17 protein-coding genes are annotated in these 17,558 nt (G+C 66.1%); all 17 read right to left on the reverse strand.

The window, feature by feature from the left end; all coding sequences use genetic code 11:
• Position 1: 1 nt before the first annotated feature.
• On the reverse strand, positions 2-1,387 hold the full coding sequence (locus ABR323_RS12875; RefSeq protein WP_135273540.1) for a FliI/YscN family ATPase: 1,386 nt from the start codon (positions 1,385-1,387) through the stop codon (positions 2-4).
• Positions 1,384-2,025 (reverse strand): FliH/SctL family protein, encoded by a 642-nt coding sequence (locus ABR323_RS12880; protein ID WP_135273541.1) that lies wholly within the window; start codon positions 2,023-2,025, stop codon positions 1,384-1,386. The genes ABR323_RS12875 and ABR323_RS12880 overlap by 4 nt, the downstream gene beginning before the upstream one ends.
• Entirely contained in the window at positions 2,022-3,008 is a 987-nt protein-coding gene (gene fliG, locus ABR323_RS12885) for a flagellar motor switch protein FliG (RefSeq protein WP_024958226.1), read from the reverse strand. Before fliG ends, ABR323_RS12880 begins: the two co-directional genes overlap by 4 nt.
• Positions 3,009-3,015: 7 nt before the next feature.
• The gene (fliF, locus tag ABR323_RS12890; protein ID WP_439449595.1) at positions 3,016-4,662 is read right to left on the reverse strand and encodes a flagellar basal-body MS-ring/collar protein FliF; all 1,647 of its coding nucleotides are present in this window, start codon (positions 4,660-4,662) and stop codon (positions 3,016-3,018) included.
• Between the two features lie 12 nt (positions 4,663-4,674).
• The gene (gene fliE, locus ABR323_RS12895) at positions 4,675-5,040 is read right to left on the reverse strand and encodes a flagellar hook-basal body complex protein FliE (RefSeq protein ID WP_135273543.1); all 366 of its coding nucleotides are present in this window, start codon (positions 5,038-5,040) and stop codon (positions 4,675-4,677) included.
• Between the two features lie 407 nt (positions 5,041-5,447).
• Complete coding sequence (locus ABR323_RS12900) at positions 5,448-5,864, reverse strand: hypothetical protein (RefSeq protein ID WP_439449596.1); 417 nt, start codon at positions 5,862-5,864, stop codon at positions 5,448-5,450.
• A gap of 206 nt (positions 5,865-6,070) precedes the next feature.
• Positions 6,071-7,576: a sigma-54 dependent transcriptional regulator gene (locus ABR323_RS12905; RefSeq protein ID WP_439449597.1), complete on the reverse strand. Its 1,506-nt coding sequence runs from the start codon at positions 7,574-7,576 to the stop codon at positions 6,071-6,073.
• Complete coding sequence (locus ABR323_RS12910) at positions 7,573-7,950, reverse strand: response regulator (RefSeq protein WP_135273546.1); 378 nt, start codon at positions 7,948-7,950, stop codon at positions 7,573-7,575. Before ABR323_RS12910 ends, ABR323_RS12905 begins: the two co-directional genes overlap by 4 nt.
• A gap of 14 nt (positions 7,951-7,964) precedes the next feature.
• Positions 7,965-9,374 (reverse strand): RNA polymerase factor sigma-54, encoded by a 1,410-nt coding sequence (gene rpoN / locus ABR323_RS12915; RefSeq protein WP_439449598.1) that lies wholly within the window; start codon positions 9,372-9,374, stop codon positions 7,965-7,967.
• A gap of 321 nt (positions 9,375-9,695) precedes the next feature.
• On the reverse strand, positions 9,696-10,328 hold the full coding sequence (locus ABR323_RS12920) for a response regulator (RefSeq protein ID WP_005413261.1): 633 nt from the start codon (positions 10,326-10,328) through the stop codon (positions 9,696-9,698).
• A gap of 91 nt (positions 10,329-10,419) precedes the next feature.
• Positions 10,420-10,998: a PilZ domain-containing protein gene (locus tag ABR323_RS12925; RefSeq protein WP_135273548.1), complete on the reverse strand. Its 579-nt coding sequence runs from the start codon at positions 10,996-10,998 to the stop codon at positions 10,420-10,422.
• The gene (locus tag ABR323_RS12930; protein ID WP_439449599.1) at positions 10,995-11,288 is read right to left on the reverse strand and encodes a hypothetical protein; all 294 of its coding nucleotides are present in this window, start codon (positions 11,286-11,288) and stop codon (positions 10,995-10,997) included. The genes ABR323_RS12925 and ABR323_RS12930 overlap by 4 nt, the downstream gene beginning before the upstream one ends.
• Positions 11,285-11,701 carry a flagellar export chaperone FliS gene (gene fliS / locus ABR323_RS12935; RefSeq protein WP_439449600.1) on the reverse strand — a complete coding sequence of 139 codons (417 nt, stop codon included), beginning with the start codon at positions 11,699-11,701 and terminating at the stop codon, positions 11,285-11,287. The genes ABR323_RS12930 and fliS overlap by 4 nt, the downstream gene beginning before the upstream one ends.
• A 128-nt stretch (positions 11,702-11,829) precedes the next feature.
• A complete protein-coding gene (fliD, locus tag ABR323_RS12940; protein ID WP_439449601.1) occupies positions 11,830-13,248 on the reverse strand; it encodes a flagellar filament capping protein FliD in 1,419 nt (472 codons plus the stop codon).
• A gap of 441 nt (positions 13,249-13,689) precedes the next feature.
• Positions 13,690-14,844, reverse strand: a complete 1,155-nt coding sequence (locus tag ABR323_RS12945; protein ID WP_439449602.1) for a flagellin — start codon at positions 14,842-14,844, stop codon at positions 13,690-13,692.
• 85 nt (positions 14,845-14,929) lie between these two features.
• A complete protein-coding gene (locus tag ABR323_RS12950; RefSeq protein WP_439449603.1) occupies positions 14,930-16,132 on the reverse strand; it encodes a flagellin in 1,203 nt (400 codons plus the stop codon).
• A gap of 72 nt (positions 16,133-16,204) precedes the next feature.
• Positions 16,205-17,425 (reverse strand): flagellin, encoded by a 1,221-nt coding sequence (locus ABR323_RS12955; protein ID WP_439449604.1) that lies wholly within the window; start codon positions 17,423-17,425, stop codon positions 16,205-16,207.
• Positions 17,426-17,558: the final 133 nt, after the last annotated feature.

Below are 17,558 nucleotides of genomic sequence, written 5' to 3' on the forward strand. Positions count from 1 at the left end.
CTTAACTCTCTTGTTCCACCAGGCGCTGCAGTGCCGCCTGGCTGTGCGGGAGATCTGCGGCCTTGGCAACGTCCTGGCCGAGGAATTCCATGATTTCCGGCCAACGTTCCAGGGCTTCGTCGGTGGCTGCGTCGTTGCCGCGCTGATAGGCACCGATGGCGATCAGGTCGCGGTTGGCCGAGTAGGCCGAGACCAGTCGCTTCAACTTGCGGATGCGCAGGCGCCACGGTTCATCGGCGATTTCCGTGACCACGCGGCTGACCGACGATTCGACGTCGATGGCCGGATACAGGCCGCTGTCGGCGACGCGGCGCGACAACAGGATGTGGCCGTCGAGGATCGCGCGCGCCGCATCGGCAATCGGATCCTGCGGGTCATCGCCTTCGGTCAGCACGGTGTAGAACGCGGTGATCGAGCCGCGGCCCTTGGCACCGTTGCCGGCACGTTCGACCAGTGCCGGCAGTTTGGCGAACACCGACGGTGGATAGCCGCGGGTGGTCGGCGGTTCACCCACCGACAGGCCGATCTCGCGCTGGGCCTGCGCGAAGCGGGTCAGCGAATCCATCAGCAGCAGCACGTTCAGGCCCTGGTCGCGGAACCACTCGGCAATCGCAGTGGCGCGGTAAGCGCCGTGCAGGCGCGCCAGCGGCGGCCGGTCGGCCGGGCTGGCGACCACTACGGCGCGGCGCAGGCCTTCCTCGCCCAGCGTGGTTTCGACGAAATCGCGCACTTCGCGGCCACGTTCACCGATCAGGCCGACCACGATCACGTCGGCGGCGGTGTAGCGGGTCATCATGCCCAGCAGGGTCGACTTGCCGACGCCGGAGCCGGCGAACAGGCCGACACGCTGGCCACGGCCGATCGGCAGCAACGCGTTGATCGCGCGCACGCCCACATCCAGCGGCTGGGTGATCGGCTCACGCGCCAGCGGATTGATCGACACGCCGGCCATGCCGACATGGCCTTCGGCGCGGATCGGGCCCTTGCCGTCCAGCGGCACGCCATCGCTGTCGATGACACGGCCGAGGAGGCCTTCGCCCACTTCCACGCCGCCACGGCGCGCCGACGGCACTACCCGCGCATTGGGCAGCAGGCCATGCAGTTCGGCGCTGGGCATCAGGTAGGTACGTTCACCGGCGAAGCCGACGACTTCGGCGTCGACCCAGCCGCCATCGACGACTTCCACTTTGCAGCTGGCGCCCAGCGGCGCCTCGCAGCCGACGGCTTCCAGGGTAAGCCCGACCGCGCGGCGCAGCACGCCTTCGCGGATCAGGCCACGACCGTGCGCGGTATCAACGCGCAGGCCATCCAGACGACGGGCCAGGCGCAGGTTGCGGGCCACGGCCCAGTCGGCCGGTGGCGGGGTCGGTTGCGATTCGGGTGTCATGCGCCTGCTCCGGTCTGGCGGATCACTGCGTCCAGCGCGCCGCGCAGGCGGGCTTCGAGGGTGCCGTCGATGCGCACGGCTTCGGCGTGTACGCGCAGGTCGCCGCGGCTGAGGCTGGTATCCGGCACCAGGCGCTGCTGCGGCGTCAGGTTCAGCAGCGGGGCGAGCGCCGCGATGTCGTCCGGGTGCAGGCGCACTTCCACATCGCGGCTGCTGCCACCGACCGCGTCGATGGCTTCAGCGACCAGCTGCGCCAACAGCGCCGGATCGGTCTCGTAGGCACGGCCGACCAGGGCGCCGGCGATGCGCACCGCCAGCTCACCCAGCGCACCGACCACTTCATTTTCCAGCCGCACCAGCGGCCGGCTGAAGTTGTCGAGGATGCCTTCAATCTGCGCGGCCAGGCGACGCACTTCGGCCTGGCCCTGGCCGTAGCCGTCGGCATGGCCGTGCTGGAAGCCTTCCTTCTCGGCGCTGTCCTGGATCGCCTGGATTTCTTCCAGGGTGGGCAGATGCAGCGGCGGCTCCGGCTCGTGTTCCGGGTCCGGCTCGGTGAGTTCGAACGCATCCTCCTGATCCAGCACCGGTTCGGGCTGGGCCAGCAGATCCGGGGCAAGCCAGCGCACGACGTTGCTCACAGCATGGCCTCCGCACTGCCACCGATGGTGACGGTGCCTTCATCGGCCATGCGCTTGACGATGGCCAGGATCTCGCGCTGCGCGCCTTCCACGTCGGACAGGCGCACCGGGCCGCGGGCTTCCATGTCTTCCAGCAGGATTTCGGCGGCGCGCTGCGACATGTTGCGGGTGATCTTGTCGCGCACCTTGATGTCGGCACCACGCAGGGCCAGGCCCAGGCGTTCGCCGCTCACTTCGCGCAGCACCAGCTGCATTTCGCGGTCGTCGAGGTCGACCAGGTCGTCGAACACGAACATCAGGTCCTGGATGCGGTTGCTCAACGGCGCATCGATGCGGGCGATTTCGCCCAGGATCGCCTGGTCCTGGCCGCTGTCCATGAAGTTCAGGATGTTGGCCGCGCACTGCACGCCGCCGATGTTGGAGGACTTCAGGTTCTGGTTACCGGCGAACTGGCGCTCCATGATCTCGTTGAGCTCATTGAGTGCATTCGGCGGAATGCCGTCGAGGGTGGCGATGCGCAGCAGCACGTCCACGCGGGTGCGGTCCGGCAGCAGCTTCAGCGCGTCGGCGGCCTGGTCGGTTTCCAGATGGGCCATCACGATGGCGATGATCTGCGGGTGCTCGTTGCGCACCAGGTCGGCCACCGCACGCGGGTCCATCCACTTCAGCGCGTCCAGGCCGGTGGTGTTGCGGCCGAGCAGGATGCGGTCGATCAGGTTGCCGGCCTTCTCGCTGCCCAGCGCCTGCACCAGCATGTTGCGGATGTAGTCGTCCGAGCCCACGCCCAGCGAGGTCTTCGAGCCCAGCTCCTGGCCGAACTGGTCCATCACCCGTTCCACCTGCTCGCGGGTGATGTCGGTCATGGTGGCCATGGCGATGCCGATCTTCTGCACTTCCTTGGGTTCCATGTGGCGCAGCACTTCGGCTGCATCCAGCTCACCCAGGGACAGCAGCAGCACAGCCGCGCGCTGCACACCGGTCAGTTGTGCCTCAGTCATTGGCCACCCAGCCCTTGACCACCTGGGCCACGCGCTTGGAGTCGGTCTTCACGGCTTCACGCGCCATCCGCAGTCGTTCCTCATATGAATCCACCGGCAGGGCCAATGCATCCGGCCCGCCCAGGCTGGCCCGGTCGGCGCCCAGCGCCGGCAGCGGCATGCCATCGTCATCGACCAGCTGCACGTCCGCGGTGTGCGGTTCCAGCGACTGCTCGTCGTTCTTCTTGTTCTGGCCGGTGATTGCACGCAGCGCAGGGCGCAGTACGCCGAACAGCAGTGCCAGCACCACCACCGCGCCGAGCAGCATGCGGCCGGCATCGTGCACCCACGGCAGTTCCCACCAGGCCGGTCCTTCGACCGGCGTGGTATCGCGTACGAACGGGGCGTTCATCACCGACACGGTGTCGCCACGCTCGGCGTTGAAGCCGACGGCCTGCTTGACCAGCGCCTCGACGCGGGTCAACTCGGCCGCCGACAGCGGCTGCGGTGCAACCTTGCCGTTGGCGCCGGCGCGCGGCACGTTGTCCACCAGCACTGCCACGGAGACGCGTTTGATGCGGCCGGCCGGCTGACGGGTGTGCTGCAGGGTGCGGTCCAGCTCGTAGTTGCGGGTCGCGTTCTTGCTGCTTTCGGTCGGGGTCTGCGCGGTGGCCGGTGCGGCCTGCTGGCCTGGCGGGCTGTTGCTGGCAGCCCCTGGCACGCCCTGCGGACCTGGCGTGGTGGTGCTGTTCTCGCTCATCTGCTCGCTGCGCAGTTTCTGCGGCTCGCCGTTGTACAGTTCGCGCGCTTCTTCGGTCACCGAGAAGTCCATGTCCACGCTGACTTCCGGGTTGACCCGGCCGGGGCCGGTCATCGGCTCCAGCAGTTCGCGGATGCGTTGGTTGAACGAGGTTTCCTGGCGGCGCACCTGCTCGAACTGGGCAGCGTTGACCGCGGCCTCGCTGTTCGGGTCGGTGATGCTGAGCATGCGTCCGCTCTGGTCGACCACGGTCACCCGTTCCGGCGCCAGATCGGGAATGCTGGCTGCGACCATGTGCACGATGGCATCGACCTGGCTGCGTTCCAGCTGCTGGCCGCCACGCAGTTCCAGGGTGACCGAGGCGCTGGCCACGTCACGCTGGCGGGTAAAGGCGCTGGGCTTGGGAATGGCCAGGTGCACGCGCGAATCGCGCACCGGGCGCAGCGTGTTGATGGTGCGCGACAGCTCGGTTTCCAGCGAATGCTGGTAGCGCGCGCTTTCCACGAACTGGCTGACGCCGAAGCCCGGGTCGCGTTCCATCAGCTCGAAGCCGAGCTTGCCGCTGTCGGTCAGGCCGGAGCCGGCCAGCTTCAGGCGGGCGTCGTGCAGGTTTTTCTCCGGCACGGTGATGCCACCGGTGGCCGGGTCCAGCTGGAACGGAATCTGCGCGGCACGCAGCAGGTCGGTCGCTTCAGCGGTGGCCTTCTGGTCCAGGCCGGTATACAGCGGGACCATGCCGGGCTTCTGCGACCAGAAGAACACGAACAGCCCGGCCGCAACGGCCACGGCGATCATCGCCATCAGTCCGAGCCGACGGGTGATCTGCAGGCTTTGCAGCCGGTCGAACCACTGGCCCGCCTTTTCGGCGTTCAGGGATTCCTTGGAGAGCGACAGGGCCATGCGGTTCTATCCTTACAGCGGCATGTTCATCACGTCCTGGTAGGCCTGGACGAGACGGTTGCGGACTTCCACGGTGGCGCGGAAGGCGATCTGGGACTGCTGTGAGGCGACCATCACCTTGGCCAGGTCGGCACTGGGGTCACCCAGTTCGAAGGCCTTGGCGAGGGCGCCGGACTTCTGCTGCGCATCGTTGACGCCGGCAATCGCACCACGCAGGGTTTCGGTGAAGCTGGCCGGCTGGACCTGGGGTGCATCCAGCACCGTGCCCGGCAGGGCATTGCTGCGCGGTGTTTCGCCCAGCGGGTTGAGCGCCGGCTGTCCCATCTGGGTCTGATAGGAGCGGATCTGCGAAAGGATCGACGTGACGGAGTGGGACATCTGCAACGGTTCCAGAAACAGGGGATGGGGTTGTCATCGGGAGCAGCTGCAAGTGCCGTGCCGAAACCGGTTTTCGATTCAGTGAAGTGAGGGTTGGGGTGTGCTGGCAGGGCTGCGCCCTGCACCCGCCGAGGCCACGTCAACATCAACGTCAAAATCGGGCTATCCGTAGGTTGGCGGGGTGGGTCCGGTTACGGGGGACGCCGTAAATCCGTCCATGGAGGCTCGGTCGCGCCATCCATGGCGCTCACGCCCCCGCAACCGGACCCACCCCGCCTTCGACAGACCTCCGCGATCTGTCAGGACGGCATCCTGCTCTGGTGGGTGTCGACCTTGGTCGACACGCTTCGGTTGACAGAGATCCGACCCCATTGAGGGCGCCATTTAACCGGCGTCGGTTTTCTGGCCTAGGGCTGCAGGGTCCAACGGCCGGAATTCTGGCGCTGGCGTGGTGCGATGGGGCCGTCGTGCTGGGTGTAGATGAAGCGGCCCTGGCGGTCGGTCTGGCAGGTCAGCAGCAGGGTGTAGCGGGCGAGGCCGGCGGGGTGGCTTTCGACCATCTCGATTTCCGCGATGTGCGGGGCCAGACGCTGGTAGCGGTAGCTGCCGCCGATGCGGGTGTCGGTGCCGAGGATGTCCAGCACGTACTGGCTACCGGCGAAGCTGAGCTGCACCATGCGCCCGGCGTTGGGGTTGTCGGGCGCGTACAACGGGTCGCTGAGGTTGGTGAACTGACGTTGGTCGAGCGTGGCGGGCAGGGTGCAGTTGGCGGCGGCGGCCAGGGCGGGGCAGAGCAGGGCGGTGAGCAGGGCGATGGGTTGCATTGTGGAGCCTCGTTGAGAAGTCCCACTCCATCCTCCGGAACGCGGCAACGTTGTCTGTAGGAATTTGTGCAAATGCGCGGCGTTGTCAGCGCGCGGCCACGGTCTTCATCCACGCACGGCGTGGATCTACTCATGCAACGGCGCCACAAACACCAACGCCCGGGCAAGCCCAGGCGTTCGTGCCCCCTTCATGCTGGTAGCGCGTGTCAGCTGGCCAGTTCGGCCGGCTCGCGTTCAATGCCGTACTTGCGCAGCTTTTCCACCAGGGTGGTGCGGCGCAGGCCGAGCAGCTGGGCGGCATGGGCGACCACGCCCTGGGTGCGTTCCAGTGCTTCGTTGATCAGGCCCAGTTCGATGTTGGCCATGTGGTTGCGCAGGTCCAGGCCGTCGTCCGGCAGTGCCGCCGGTGCAGCGGTGCGGTTCACTGCGATGCCGTGTTCGAGCGACGGCTGGTTGCCGCTGCCCGGGGTGTGGAACGAGAAGCTGCGCAGGTCCAGGCGTTCCTCGCTGGCAGCCGGCTGGATCGGTGCCGGTACGGCCACCGCCACCATTGCCGCATCGCCACGGTAGCGCGCGGGAAGATCCTGTACGCGCACCGAGCCACCCGGGTGCAGTACCGCCAGGCGCTCGACAAGGTTGGTCAGCTCGCGCACGTTGCCCGGCCACTCGTAGCCGGCCAGCGCCTGCAGGGCTTCCGGGGTGAAGCGCACTTCGCCACGGCCGGTGCGCGCCAGCTGCGTGGCGATGGTTTCCACCAGTGCCGGCAGGTCTTCGCGACGTTCACGCAGCGCCGGTACGTCGATCGGGAACACATTGAGGCGGTAGAACAGATCCTCGCGGAACTTGCCATCGGCAATGCGGCTTTCCAGATCGCGGTGGGTCGCGGCGATCACCCGCACGTTGCAGCGGATGGTCTGGTTGCCGCCGACACGTTCGAAGCTGCGTTCCTGCAGCACGCGCAGCAGCTTCACCTGCATCGGCAGGCTCATGTCGCCGATTTCGTCGAGCAGCAGGGTGCCGCCCTCGGCCATTTCAAAACGGCCCTTGCGGGCGGTCAGTGCGCCGGTGAAGGCGCCCTTTTCGTGGCCGAACAGCTCGCTTTCCAGCAGGTCGGCCGGAATGGCGCCGCAGTTGATCGCCACGAACGGACCATCGCGGCGCGGCGAGCGCTGATGAATGCTGCGCGAGACCACTTCCTTGCCGGTGCCGGACTCGCCCAGTACCAGTACGGTGGTATCGAATGCGGCCACCTGCTCGATCATCGTGCGCAGCTCAGTCACAGCTGGGCCGTTGCCGGTAGGACCCTGATCCTGCGTGGCGCCTGCCTGGTGCTCGGCGTCCAGGCGCTTGAGGCTGGCGCGGCGCAGCAGCGCCTCCATCTGCGCATGGCGCAGCGGGGTTTCCAGCGGCCAGATGTTGGCTTCGTGCAGACCGTGCTGGCGGGCAAACGTCACCCCATCACCATCGGCCAGCAGCACCGGCGGCGGCAGGCTGCTGCCGCCAAGCCAGTGGTACAGCGCCGTGCTGGCGGCGTTGTCGTCCAGGCTGCCGACGATCACGGCCATCCAGTCGTTCTGGCGCTGGCGGCCCAGGTCGAAGTCGGCCGCGTCGGAGACCCAGCGCGGATTGAAGTCCATGAATTCCAGCAGGGCAACGGTGCGCTCGGCACGCACGGCGTCGTTGTCCAGCACCAGGATGCGCGATTCGCTCACGATCGATCCTCCCTGAGGCCTTCCAGGATCGGCATGACTTCCTGGATGTACGACAACTTGCTGACAAAATTGTCGGCGCCGGCGCGCAGCGCGTGCTCGCGGTGCTCGACGTCGTCGAAGTGGCTGGCGATCACGATGTACGGGGCATCGTCCTGCGACTTGATCAGGCGGGTGGCCTGCAGGCCGCCCATTTCCGGCATGGCCAGGTCCATCAACACCACCTGCGGGCGCAGCGTTTCCGAACGCTCGATCGCTTCCAGGCCGTTGCCGGCGCTGCCGACGATCTGCAGCCAGTCGATCTTGCGGAAATGGCGCATAGCCGCGTTGATGAAGCCCTCGTGGTCATCGACCAGCAGGACCGTGAGCTTGTTCATGTCCAACATCCTTTTCAGCCCACCCGGGCCAGCTGCGGTTGCCTGGTGCCGAGCCGGCGCCGTTCACGGGCCGGGGCGATATCCAGTTGTTCTCGGTATTTTGCGACGGTTCGGCGCGCAATGTTCACCCCCTGGCGCGACAGCAGGCCGGCAATGGCCTCATCGGCCAGCGGCCGGCCGGCCGGTTCGGCGTCGATCAGGCGACGGACCATGGCCTTCACGGCCTGGCCGGAGACGCTGGCGCCTTCCAGGCGCACGGCGAAGAAGTGCTTCAGTTCGAAGGTGCCGCGCGGGGTCTGCAGGAACTTGCCGGTGGTGATGCGCGAGACGGTGGACTCGTGCATGCCGATTTCCTCGGCCACTTCCTTCAGGGTCAGCGGCGCCATGGCTTCCTCGCCACGCACCAGGAACGCGGCCTGGCGCTCGACGATCACCCGCGCGGTGCGCAGCAGGGTGTCGTAGCGCATCGACAGGCCGCGGCTGAACCAGCGCGCCTCCTGCAGCATCTCGCGCAGCGCCGGGGCGGCTTCGCTGGTTTCGGCCAGCGCTTGTTCGTACTGGCTGTTGATCGAGACGCGGCGGCTGGTGGCCGGATTCAGTGCCACCTTCCACTGGCCGTCGGCGTGCCAGGCGACCACGTCCGGCACCACCACGGCGTTGCGCTCGGGCAGCAGGCTGTCGCCGGGGCGCGGCTGCAGCGAAAGGATCAGTCGCACGGCCTCGCGCACGTCATCGATTTCGGCATCGTGCTGGCGGGCGAGGGCGGTGTAGTCGTGCGCGGCCAGTGCATCAAGCGCGCCGTCCAGGATGTGCGCAGCCAGGTGGCGTGCCGGAACCACGCCGTGCAGGCTGCGCAGCTGCGCCTGCAGGCCTTCGCGCAGGTCCTGCGCGGCCATGCCGGCCGGCTCACCGTGCAGCAGTTGCTGGCGGATGGCCTCGACGCCGTCGGCGGCGATGTCGAACTGTGCACTGGCCAGCAGCTGCAGCTGCGCCAGGGGCGCCTGCAGGTAGCCGGCCTCATCGCAATGGTCCAGCCAGAACGCAGCCACAGCGAGCTCACGGTCGTCCATGTCCAGCGAGAGGCGCTGCAGCACACGCAGCTGCGGGTCGCTGGATTCACCGGCCGCGATGCGCGCCATACGGTCATCATCGCCATCCTGCCAGCTGCTACCGGCCACATCCCACATCGAAGATTCGGGCAGTTCGTCGAAGGCGGCCGTCTCCAGCGCGGTGACGCCCGCATCGGTGGACTCGGCAGCCGGTGCTTCAGCTTCTTCGATTTCCAGCAGCGGATTGGAATCCAGCAGGCGCTGGATTTCCTGTTCCAGGTGCAGGCCATCCAGCTGCAGCAGCCGGATCGACTGCAGCAACTGCGGGGTGAGGTGAAGTTGTTGGCCCAGCTGGGTCGAGAGTGCAGCCTTCATCGTGGTTCCCCGGCACCGCTCCCCGGCGCCTTGTGGAACGCATCTTGCTTTTGATCCGGCGGGGGCGGAATCGGGGGGTTCCTGAAGGGCTTGGTGAATACCCTGACAGGATGTGGGGATATTCCCTACATTGACGCGGAATGTTGACGATGAACTTCGCCAAGTTGTTGATTCGTCGTGGGTGACGATCAGTGTCCGCGGTGCGTCGTGTACGGATTCCTGTCAGGGCCTGTCAGGGTGACGGGAATTCGTCGTCCGTGGGGCGTGGCAGGGGTCAGATCCCTTTCCCGTGGAAAGGGATCTGACCCCCTTCGCAGAGGATCACTCCAGCTCGTGCTGGTGTCGGGCGGCCAGAAGCAGCAGGTCATTGGCGCGGCGGCAACCCAGCGATTCCATCATGCGGGCGCGGTGAGTCTCCACCGTCTTGACGCTGATGCCGAGGTCGGCGGCGATTTCCTTGTTGCTCTCGCCCTTGCCGATGCGGCGCAGGATCTCGCGCTGGCGCGGCGACAGCGCAGCAATACCAGTGGGCTTCTCGCGGCCCAGCATCGGCGCCAGCATCTTGGCCGAGATCTGCGGGCTCAGGAACACCTGGCCGGCGTGCGCGGCACGCAGCGCCAGTTCCAGTTCCTGTGGGGCGGCATCCTTGACCACAAATCCGACCGCGCCGCGATCAAGCGCATCGCGTACATGCGCCGCATCGTCGTGCATCGTCATCATCACCACCCGGGTGCCAGGGGCGCGCAGGCGGATGTCACTGAGCGCTTCCAGGCCGGTGCGGCCGGGCAGTGACAGGTCCATCAGGACCACGTCAGGGGCGTGCTGCAGGGCCAGCTGCAGCGCCTGCTCGGCGTTGCTGGCCTCGGCGACGAGCTGCACGTCGGCAAACCCCTGCAGCAGCCGCGCCAGGCCGGCGCGGACAAGGGTGTGATCGTCGACGATGAGAACTCGCACAGGCACGTCGGGAATCCGTGAGGGGAGTCCACCTTAACTTAGCTGAACGGGCGCGCCAAGGGTTGCCTGTCCGGCTTCATGGTGGCAGGTTTCAGCGGGCGCGGCGGGCTTCGGCCACTTGACGACGATGCAGGCGGAACAGATGCCGTTCCATCGCCATTTCCAGGCCATCACCGAGGCGTTGGAAACGCAGCCACAGGTAGTGGCCGCCGCCGCCGTCGGCAGCTTCAGCGATCACTTCCACCGGTAGGTCGATGTGGTCGGGCAGCCAGTCGCTGGGTTGCAGTCGCACTACGCCGGCCTGACCGGTGCTGGCACCGCTGCGCGGTCCGAGTTGCAGGCGGATACCGCGGCGGGACCAGCGCACAGGGCGCAGGGTCAGCTCCTGGCCCTGCTGGCGCACCAGGCGGCCAAGCAGCACCATCGCAAGGTCCAGCTTCGCTTCCAGCCGCTGCAGCTGCAGGCTCGCTTCACTGCGCTCCTCATGCTCGTCGACCCGGCTGTCCTCGACCAGCGCCAAGCTGCGCAGCAGGCCTTCGGCACTGCTGGTACGTCCGGCAGCGCTGCCGGCCTGGAACTCGGCGGGCAGCGCCAGCTCGCAGCTGAGCGTCTCGTCGAACAGTTCGCTCTCTGCAGGATGGTGCAGTGACGTGGTCGGCAGTTGGGTCATGCCAGCGATTCTGCCTGCAGGTAGGCATGCGCCGCGCGAAGGGAGCGCTGGCCATCGTTCATCTGGGCGGCGACCGCGTCGCGGCGTTGGCGCAGCAGGCCGAGCAGGCTCTGCTGGCGCTCGAACAGTGCGCTCAGCGGAGCGTGGTCGGCCGCGGTCAGCGGATGGCTGAGCAGGGCATGCAGCGTGCTGTCGTGGCCGTCGAGCAGGCTGTCAGCCTGCTCGAAAGCGTCCTCGCCCAGGGCCTTCTCGAAGGCGTCCAGCTGGGCATGCAGTTCATGCAGGCTCATGGTGCCACCGCTGCAGGACGGCGCTGTTCCTGCGGGATCGCATTCCAGGCGCTGTCGATCTCGCCCAGCAACTGCAGCGATTCGTCCAGCGCTGCACGGTCGTTGTGCAGGTTGGCTTCGGTCAGGCGCTGCAGCACGTAGTCGTAGAGGGCCGACAGATTGCCGGCGATCTCGCCGCCGGCCTCATGATCCAGCGAGCCGTTGAGGTGGCCGACGATTGCGCAGACCTCGCCGATCGCCTTGCCCTTGCCGGCCTGGTCACCCCGTTCGAGGCTGGCCATGGCACGACGCACGCGCTCCAGTGCACCTGCCAGCAGCATCGCCACGAGTTTGTGCGGATCGGCGTCGGCAACCGCACTGGTCACTCCCACCTGGCGGTACTGTTCGGCATATTGACGGCTGGAACCGTACATTCGTGATTCTCCTTGCGCGGGGTGCCGCCGGGTGATCGTGGGGACCATTACCAGCGGTGCGGCGATGATGGCTGTTGCGTCCGTTATCGGTGCGTTGCACGCCAAACTTGAGCGCTGCGCGCAGTGCCTCAGCGATTGAGCTGTGACAACTGCTGCGACAAGGCGCTGCTGCTCTGCTGCAATTTGCCCATCAGGCTATCGAGCGCCAGGAACTGCTTCTTGTAACGTTCCTCGACGCCTTTCATGCGTACGTCCAGGTCCTTGCGGCGCTTGTCGATGTTGTCCAGCGTATTGTTCAGGCCCTTGGTGCGGGCGACGAAGGCGCCTTCCTTGCCGGTGGTCGTGCTGACGTAGCCGTCAACCATGGTGTAGAGCTTGCCCGCGCCGCCTGTATCGCCGGTGATCGCCGAGCGGATCTTCTCGGGCTGGTTGGCCAGTGCGGCGGCAAACTTGGTGGTGTCCAGCACCAGGCTGCCGTCGGCGTTGGGATAGCCGCGGGTCTGCAAGCCCAGCGTTTTCGGGTCCAGGCCATCGGCGGAAAGCTCCTTCAACACACCCGACATCATGGAGCGCAACTGGCTGGTGGCACCACGCATCTGCGCGTCGCCGGTCAGCGTGGCGGCTTCCTTGGTCTTGGCGTCGTACTTGGTTTCCGTGTTGATCGCCGCGATCGCTGCGTTGTAGGCGGTCACGAACTCCTGCATCACCTTGGTCGCGGCGGTGGTGTCGGTACTGATCACGACAGTACTCTTCCCGGTAACCTTCAGGTTCAGGGTCAGGCCCGGCACCGCATCGGCCACCGTATTGCTGGCACTGACAACTTTCACGCCATCGATGGTCAGTTCGGCGTCGGCGGCTGCGGTGTTCTGCTTCAGGCTGCCGACCAGCGCGCCCAGCTTCGGGTCGCTGCCGCCGTACTCCAGTTTGATGGCGCTGGCCGCACCGGTCTTTTCCTGTGCGATCGACAGGTACTGATTGTCGCCGGAGCTGATCAGCGTGGCCTGCACGCCTTCCTTGCGGCCCGCGGCATCGATCTTGTTGCGGATGGTGGTCAGGGTGTCACCGGCCTCCACCTCGACCTTCATGGTCTTGGCCTTTTCGCCGACGCCAACGGTCAGCGTCAAGGTTCCGGCACCAAAGGTATCGGTCTTGGGTACCGAGGTGTCGGCAATCAGCTTGTGCGCCGTCGCGAGGGATTTCACCTCCACCTGGTGCGTGCCGTTGGAGGCCGCTGCCTTGGTCGTGCCCAGGTCGTACAGCGCCACCGATGCCGTCAGCACGTCGTCGGTGTTGCCTGGCTGCGCTTTGCCGGTGGCCGTCACGGTACGGGTGTCGAAGGCCGTGGTGGCCTTCAATGCAGTCAGTGCAGTCTTCAGCTTGTCGAAGGCCGAGGTGACGGTGCCGACCGACGACAACTGCATCTTGGTCTTGGACTGCTGCAGGTTCAGTGCATTGTCGGTGGGCTTGCGGTCGGCCGCGACCAGCTTGTTGACGATGTCCGAGATATTCAGTCCCGAGCCAATGCCACCGTATCCAAAGTCTGCCACGTCGTTTCTCCTGGTATTCGGGCCTGCCCGCCGTGCGGTGGCCCGTCGTCAACGAAAATAGCGGCCTGCGCCGCTGGGTCTTGAGGACTTCGTTGATGCATGTGCTGTGCCAGAGCACCGGGAGCGGTTTTGGCACGCAGGTTGCAGGAGAGCTGGGGCAGGGTGCGGGTGGATTCACCGCAGGCTGCCTGGGGTCTGCAAAAGACCCTCCCCCAATGCAGGGGAGGGATCAGGCTACTGACAATCGGGGGGAGACGAAGCCGCCCGGTACGTACAGTCAAAAGTACAGCGCTGAAAGAGAGATCCGCAGGAGCGGGCGATGCCAGGCCGGTTCGGGAGTGATCCCGGGCCGGGCATGGCCCGCGCCTTCGTGCATCGTGGCTTCCGGGTTGCCGCTGCCGTCGGTTCGACCCGACGGCAGCGGCGCCTTCTTGCCGTGGATCAGCGCAGCAGGCTGAGCACGCCCTGCGGCACCTGGTTGGCCTGAGCCAGCATGGCCGTACCGGCCTGCTGCAGGATCTGGGTGCGGGTCAGTTCGGCGGTTTCCTTGGCGAAGTCGGTGTCCTTGATGCGGCTACGCGACGCGGACATGTTCTCCGAGGACGACTGCAGGTTGGCCACGACCGAGGTGAAGCGGTTCTGGATGGCACCGAGGTCGGCGCGGGTGCTGTTGATCGAGCCCAGTGCCTTGTCGACGATTTCCAGTGCCTGCTGGGCACCCTTGAACGAGGTGACATCCAGGCCCTTGACGACGCTGGTGGCACCATCAGCTGCGTTGGTGGTGGCAGCAGTGAGGCCGCTGCCGGCCACGGTGCCGCCGACGACCAGATCCTTCTCGGCCTTGACCGAGCTCAGTACGACCTTGGTCTTGTCGGTCGTGTCGACCGAGGCGGTCACCCCGGATTCGCCCAGCTTGGCGTTGATCGCAGTGACCAGCGACTGGGCGATGTCACCGCCCTTGGCGGTGGCCTCGTAGGAGACCTTGTCGATGGCGATGCCATTGATGGTCAGACCGTCGACGGAGCCGGCGGCGGTAGCATCTACGATGGCAGCGCCGGTAACGTCGGCAGCGAACTTTACGTTGCCCAGCGAGCCGGACTTGGCGTCGATGACCTTGTCGATGGCAATCGCCTGGCCGGCGTTGGCGCCGACCTGGAACAGCTGGCTGGTGAACGAGCCGTCCAGCAGCTTGGTGCCGTTGAAGTCCGACTGCTTGGCAACGCGGTCGATTTCGCCGACCAGCTGGGTCACTTCGGCCTGCAGCGCCTTGCGGTCGCTGGTCGAGTTGGTGGCGTTGGACGACTGCACCGACAGCTCACGAATGCGCTGCAGGTTGTTGCCGATTTCAGTCAGCGAACCTTCGGCGACCTGGGCCAGCGAAATGCCGTCGTTGGCATTGCGGATGGCCACGTCGGTACCGCGGATCTGCGTGCCGAAGCGCTCGGAGATCGCCAGACCAGCGGCGTCGTCCTTTGCGCTGTTGATGCGCGAACCGGAAGACAGGCGCTGGATGGTGGTGGCCAGCGAGTTGCCACTGGTGCTCAGGTTGCGCTGAGCATTCAGGGACATGGTATTGGTGTTGATGACTTGTGCCATGGTGCTTTCCTTTGGCGAAGGTGGAACGTATTTCAGGAACCGGGCGGCAGTTCAACCGCCGCCCGGTGGTCGATCAAGGTGCGGATCAGCGCAGCAGGCTGAGCACGCCCTGCGGCACCTGGTTGGCCTGGGCCAGCATGGCCGTACCGGCCTGCTGCAGGATCTGGGTGCGGGTCAGTTCGGCGGTTTCCTTGGCGAAGTCGGTGTCCTTGATGCGGCTACGCGACGCGGACATGTTCTCCGAGGACGACTGCAGGTTGGCCACGACCGAGGTGAAGCGGTTCTGGATGGCACCGAGGTCGGCGCGGGTGCTGTTGATCGAGCCCAGTGCCTTGTCGACGATTTCCAGTGCCTGCTGGGCGCCCTTGAAGCTGCTGACGTCCAGGTTCTTGGCGAAGCTGGCGTTGGTGGTGGCCGCAGCGGTGGTGCTGGCGATACCGGTCATGCCAATTTCAGTGGCAGCCGTCGGGGTGCCCGGAGTACCAGCGCCGCCGGTGATGGTGCCGGCCGCATCCAGGGTGAAGTCCTTGTCGGCCTTCAGCGATGCCAGAGTGATCTTGCCGGTGGCGTCGACGCTGGCGCTCAGGCCGGTTTCACCGATCTGCTTGTTGATGCCGTTGGCCACGGCGGTGGCGACGTCCGAAGCGGTCGCGCCGGCCTTCCAGCTGATGTCGTCAATGGTCACGCCATTGAGCTTCATGCCCGAAACCTTGCCATCGCTGGTCGCGGCGGCGGCGCTGGCGGTTGCAGCCACATCGGCAGTGAACTTGACGTTGCCCAGCGAGCCGGACTTGGCGTCGATGACCTTGTCGATGGCAATCGCCTGACCGGCGTTGGCGCCGACCTGGAACAGCTGGCTGGTGAACGAGCCGTCCAGCAGCTTGGTGCCGTTGAAGTCCGACTGCTTGGCGACGCGGTCGATTTCGCCGACCAGCTGGGTCACTTCGGCCTGCAGCGCCTTGCGGTCGCTGGTCGAGTTGGTGGCGTTGGACGACTGCACCGCCAGTTCACGGATACGCTGCAGGTTGTTGCCGATTTCGGTCAGCGAACCTTCGGCGACCTGGGCCAGCGAAATGCCGTCGTTGGCATTGCGGATGGCGACGTCGGTACCGCGGATCTGCGTGCCGAAGCGCTCGGAGATCGCCAGACCAGCGGCGTCGTCCTTGGCGCTGTTGATGCGCGAACCGGAGGACAGGCGCTGGATGGTGGTGGCCAGCGAGCTGCCGCTGGTGCTCAGGTTACGCTGAGCATTCAACGACATCGTGTTGGTGTTGATGACTTGTGCCATGAGGAGAGGTCCTTGAGCGGTTGCACGTGAGTTGGGTTAGACGCCCCCGACGTGCTTCGGGGACGACTCATGTCAGCGCTGCAACAGGCTGAGCACGTTCTGCGGTACCTGGTTGGCCTGGGCCAGCATGGCCGTCCCGGCCTGCTGCAGGATCTGGGTGCGGGTCAGTTCGGCGGTTTCCTTGGCGAAGTCGGTATCGCGGATGCGGCTGCGCGAGGCCGACAGGTTCTCCGAGGAGGTCTGCAGGTTGGCCACCACCGAGGTGAAACGGTTCTGGATCGCACCGAGGTCGGCGCGGACGCTGTTGACGGACTCCAGGGCCTTGTCGACGATCGACAGCGCCTTCTGCGCGCCTTCCGCCGTGGTCACATTCAGGTCCTTTACGAAACTGGCCGTCGCAGTGGTCAGGAGGCCACCATTGGTGCTGGTCTCGGTCAGGCCCAGGCCGGCGATGGTTGCGGCGGTGGCGCCGGTCGGCGGGGTTGCGGCGCTGACACCCAGGGTGAAGGTCTGGCCGTCCTTGACCGAAGCCAGGCTGATCACACCGGCATTGACCGAGGCCATGACGCCGGTTTCGCCCAGCTTGTTGTTGATCGCAGCGGAGGTGGCCGAGGTGATCGATTCACCCGCCTTCACGGTGAAGTCGCTGACGGTGATCGTGGTGGCGGTGCCGCCCGGCGGGGTCACCGAAATCTGCAGACCCGAGTAGGTGGTGTCGGCGGTGGCCTTGTCGGCTGCGGCCAGGCTGGTGCCGGCATAGCCGTTGGCGAAGGTAGCGGCGCCCAGCGAATCGGCCTTGGCGTTGACCACGCTGTTGATGGCGATGGCCTGGCCGGCGTTGGCGCCGACCTGGAACAGCTGGCTGGTGAAGGAGCCATCCAGCAGCTTGGTGCCGTTGAAGTCGGCCTGTTTGGCGACGCGGTCGATTTCGCCGACCAGCTGGGTCACTTCGGCCTGCAGGGCCTTGCGGTCACTGGCGGAGTTGGTGGCATTGGAGGCCTGCACGCCCAGTTCGCGGATGCGCTGCAGGTTGTTGCCGACTTCGTTCAGGGAGCCTTCGGCGACCTGGGCCAGCGAGATACCGTCGTTGGCGTTGCGGATGGCCACGTCCAGACCACGGATCTGGGTGGTGAAGCGCTCGCTGATGGCCAGTCCGGCCGCGTCGTCCTTCGCGCTGTTGATGCGCAGGCCGGACGAGAGGCGCTGGATGCTGGTGGCGAGCGAGCTGCCGCTGGTGCTCAGGTTGCGCTGAGCGTTGAGCGACATCGTATTGGTGTTGATTACCTGTGCCATGGGGTCGTCTCCTCTTATATGGAACCCGTTGGTGAATGAAACGAAGCGCCGCCTGTTTTTTTGTGTGGCTGTGTGCTTCGCTGTTGCCAAATGAATAACGGCGCTTTGTCAACAACCTTTAGCCGTGAATTCC

The organism is Stenotrophomonas sp. ATs4 (genome assembly GCF_051861585.1).
Taxonomy (GTDB): domain Bacteria; phylum Pseudomonadota; class Gammaproteobacteria; order Xanthomonadales; family Xanthomonadaceae; genus Stenotrophomonas; species Stenotrophomonas maltophilia_AS.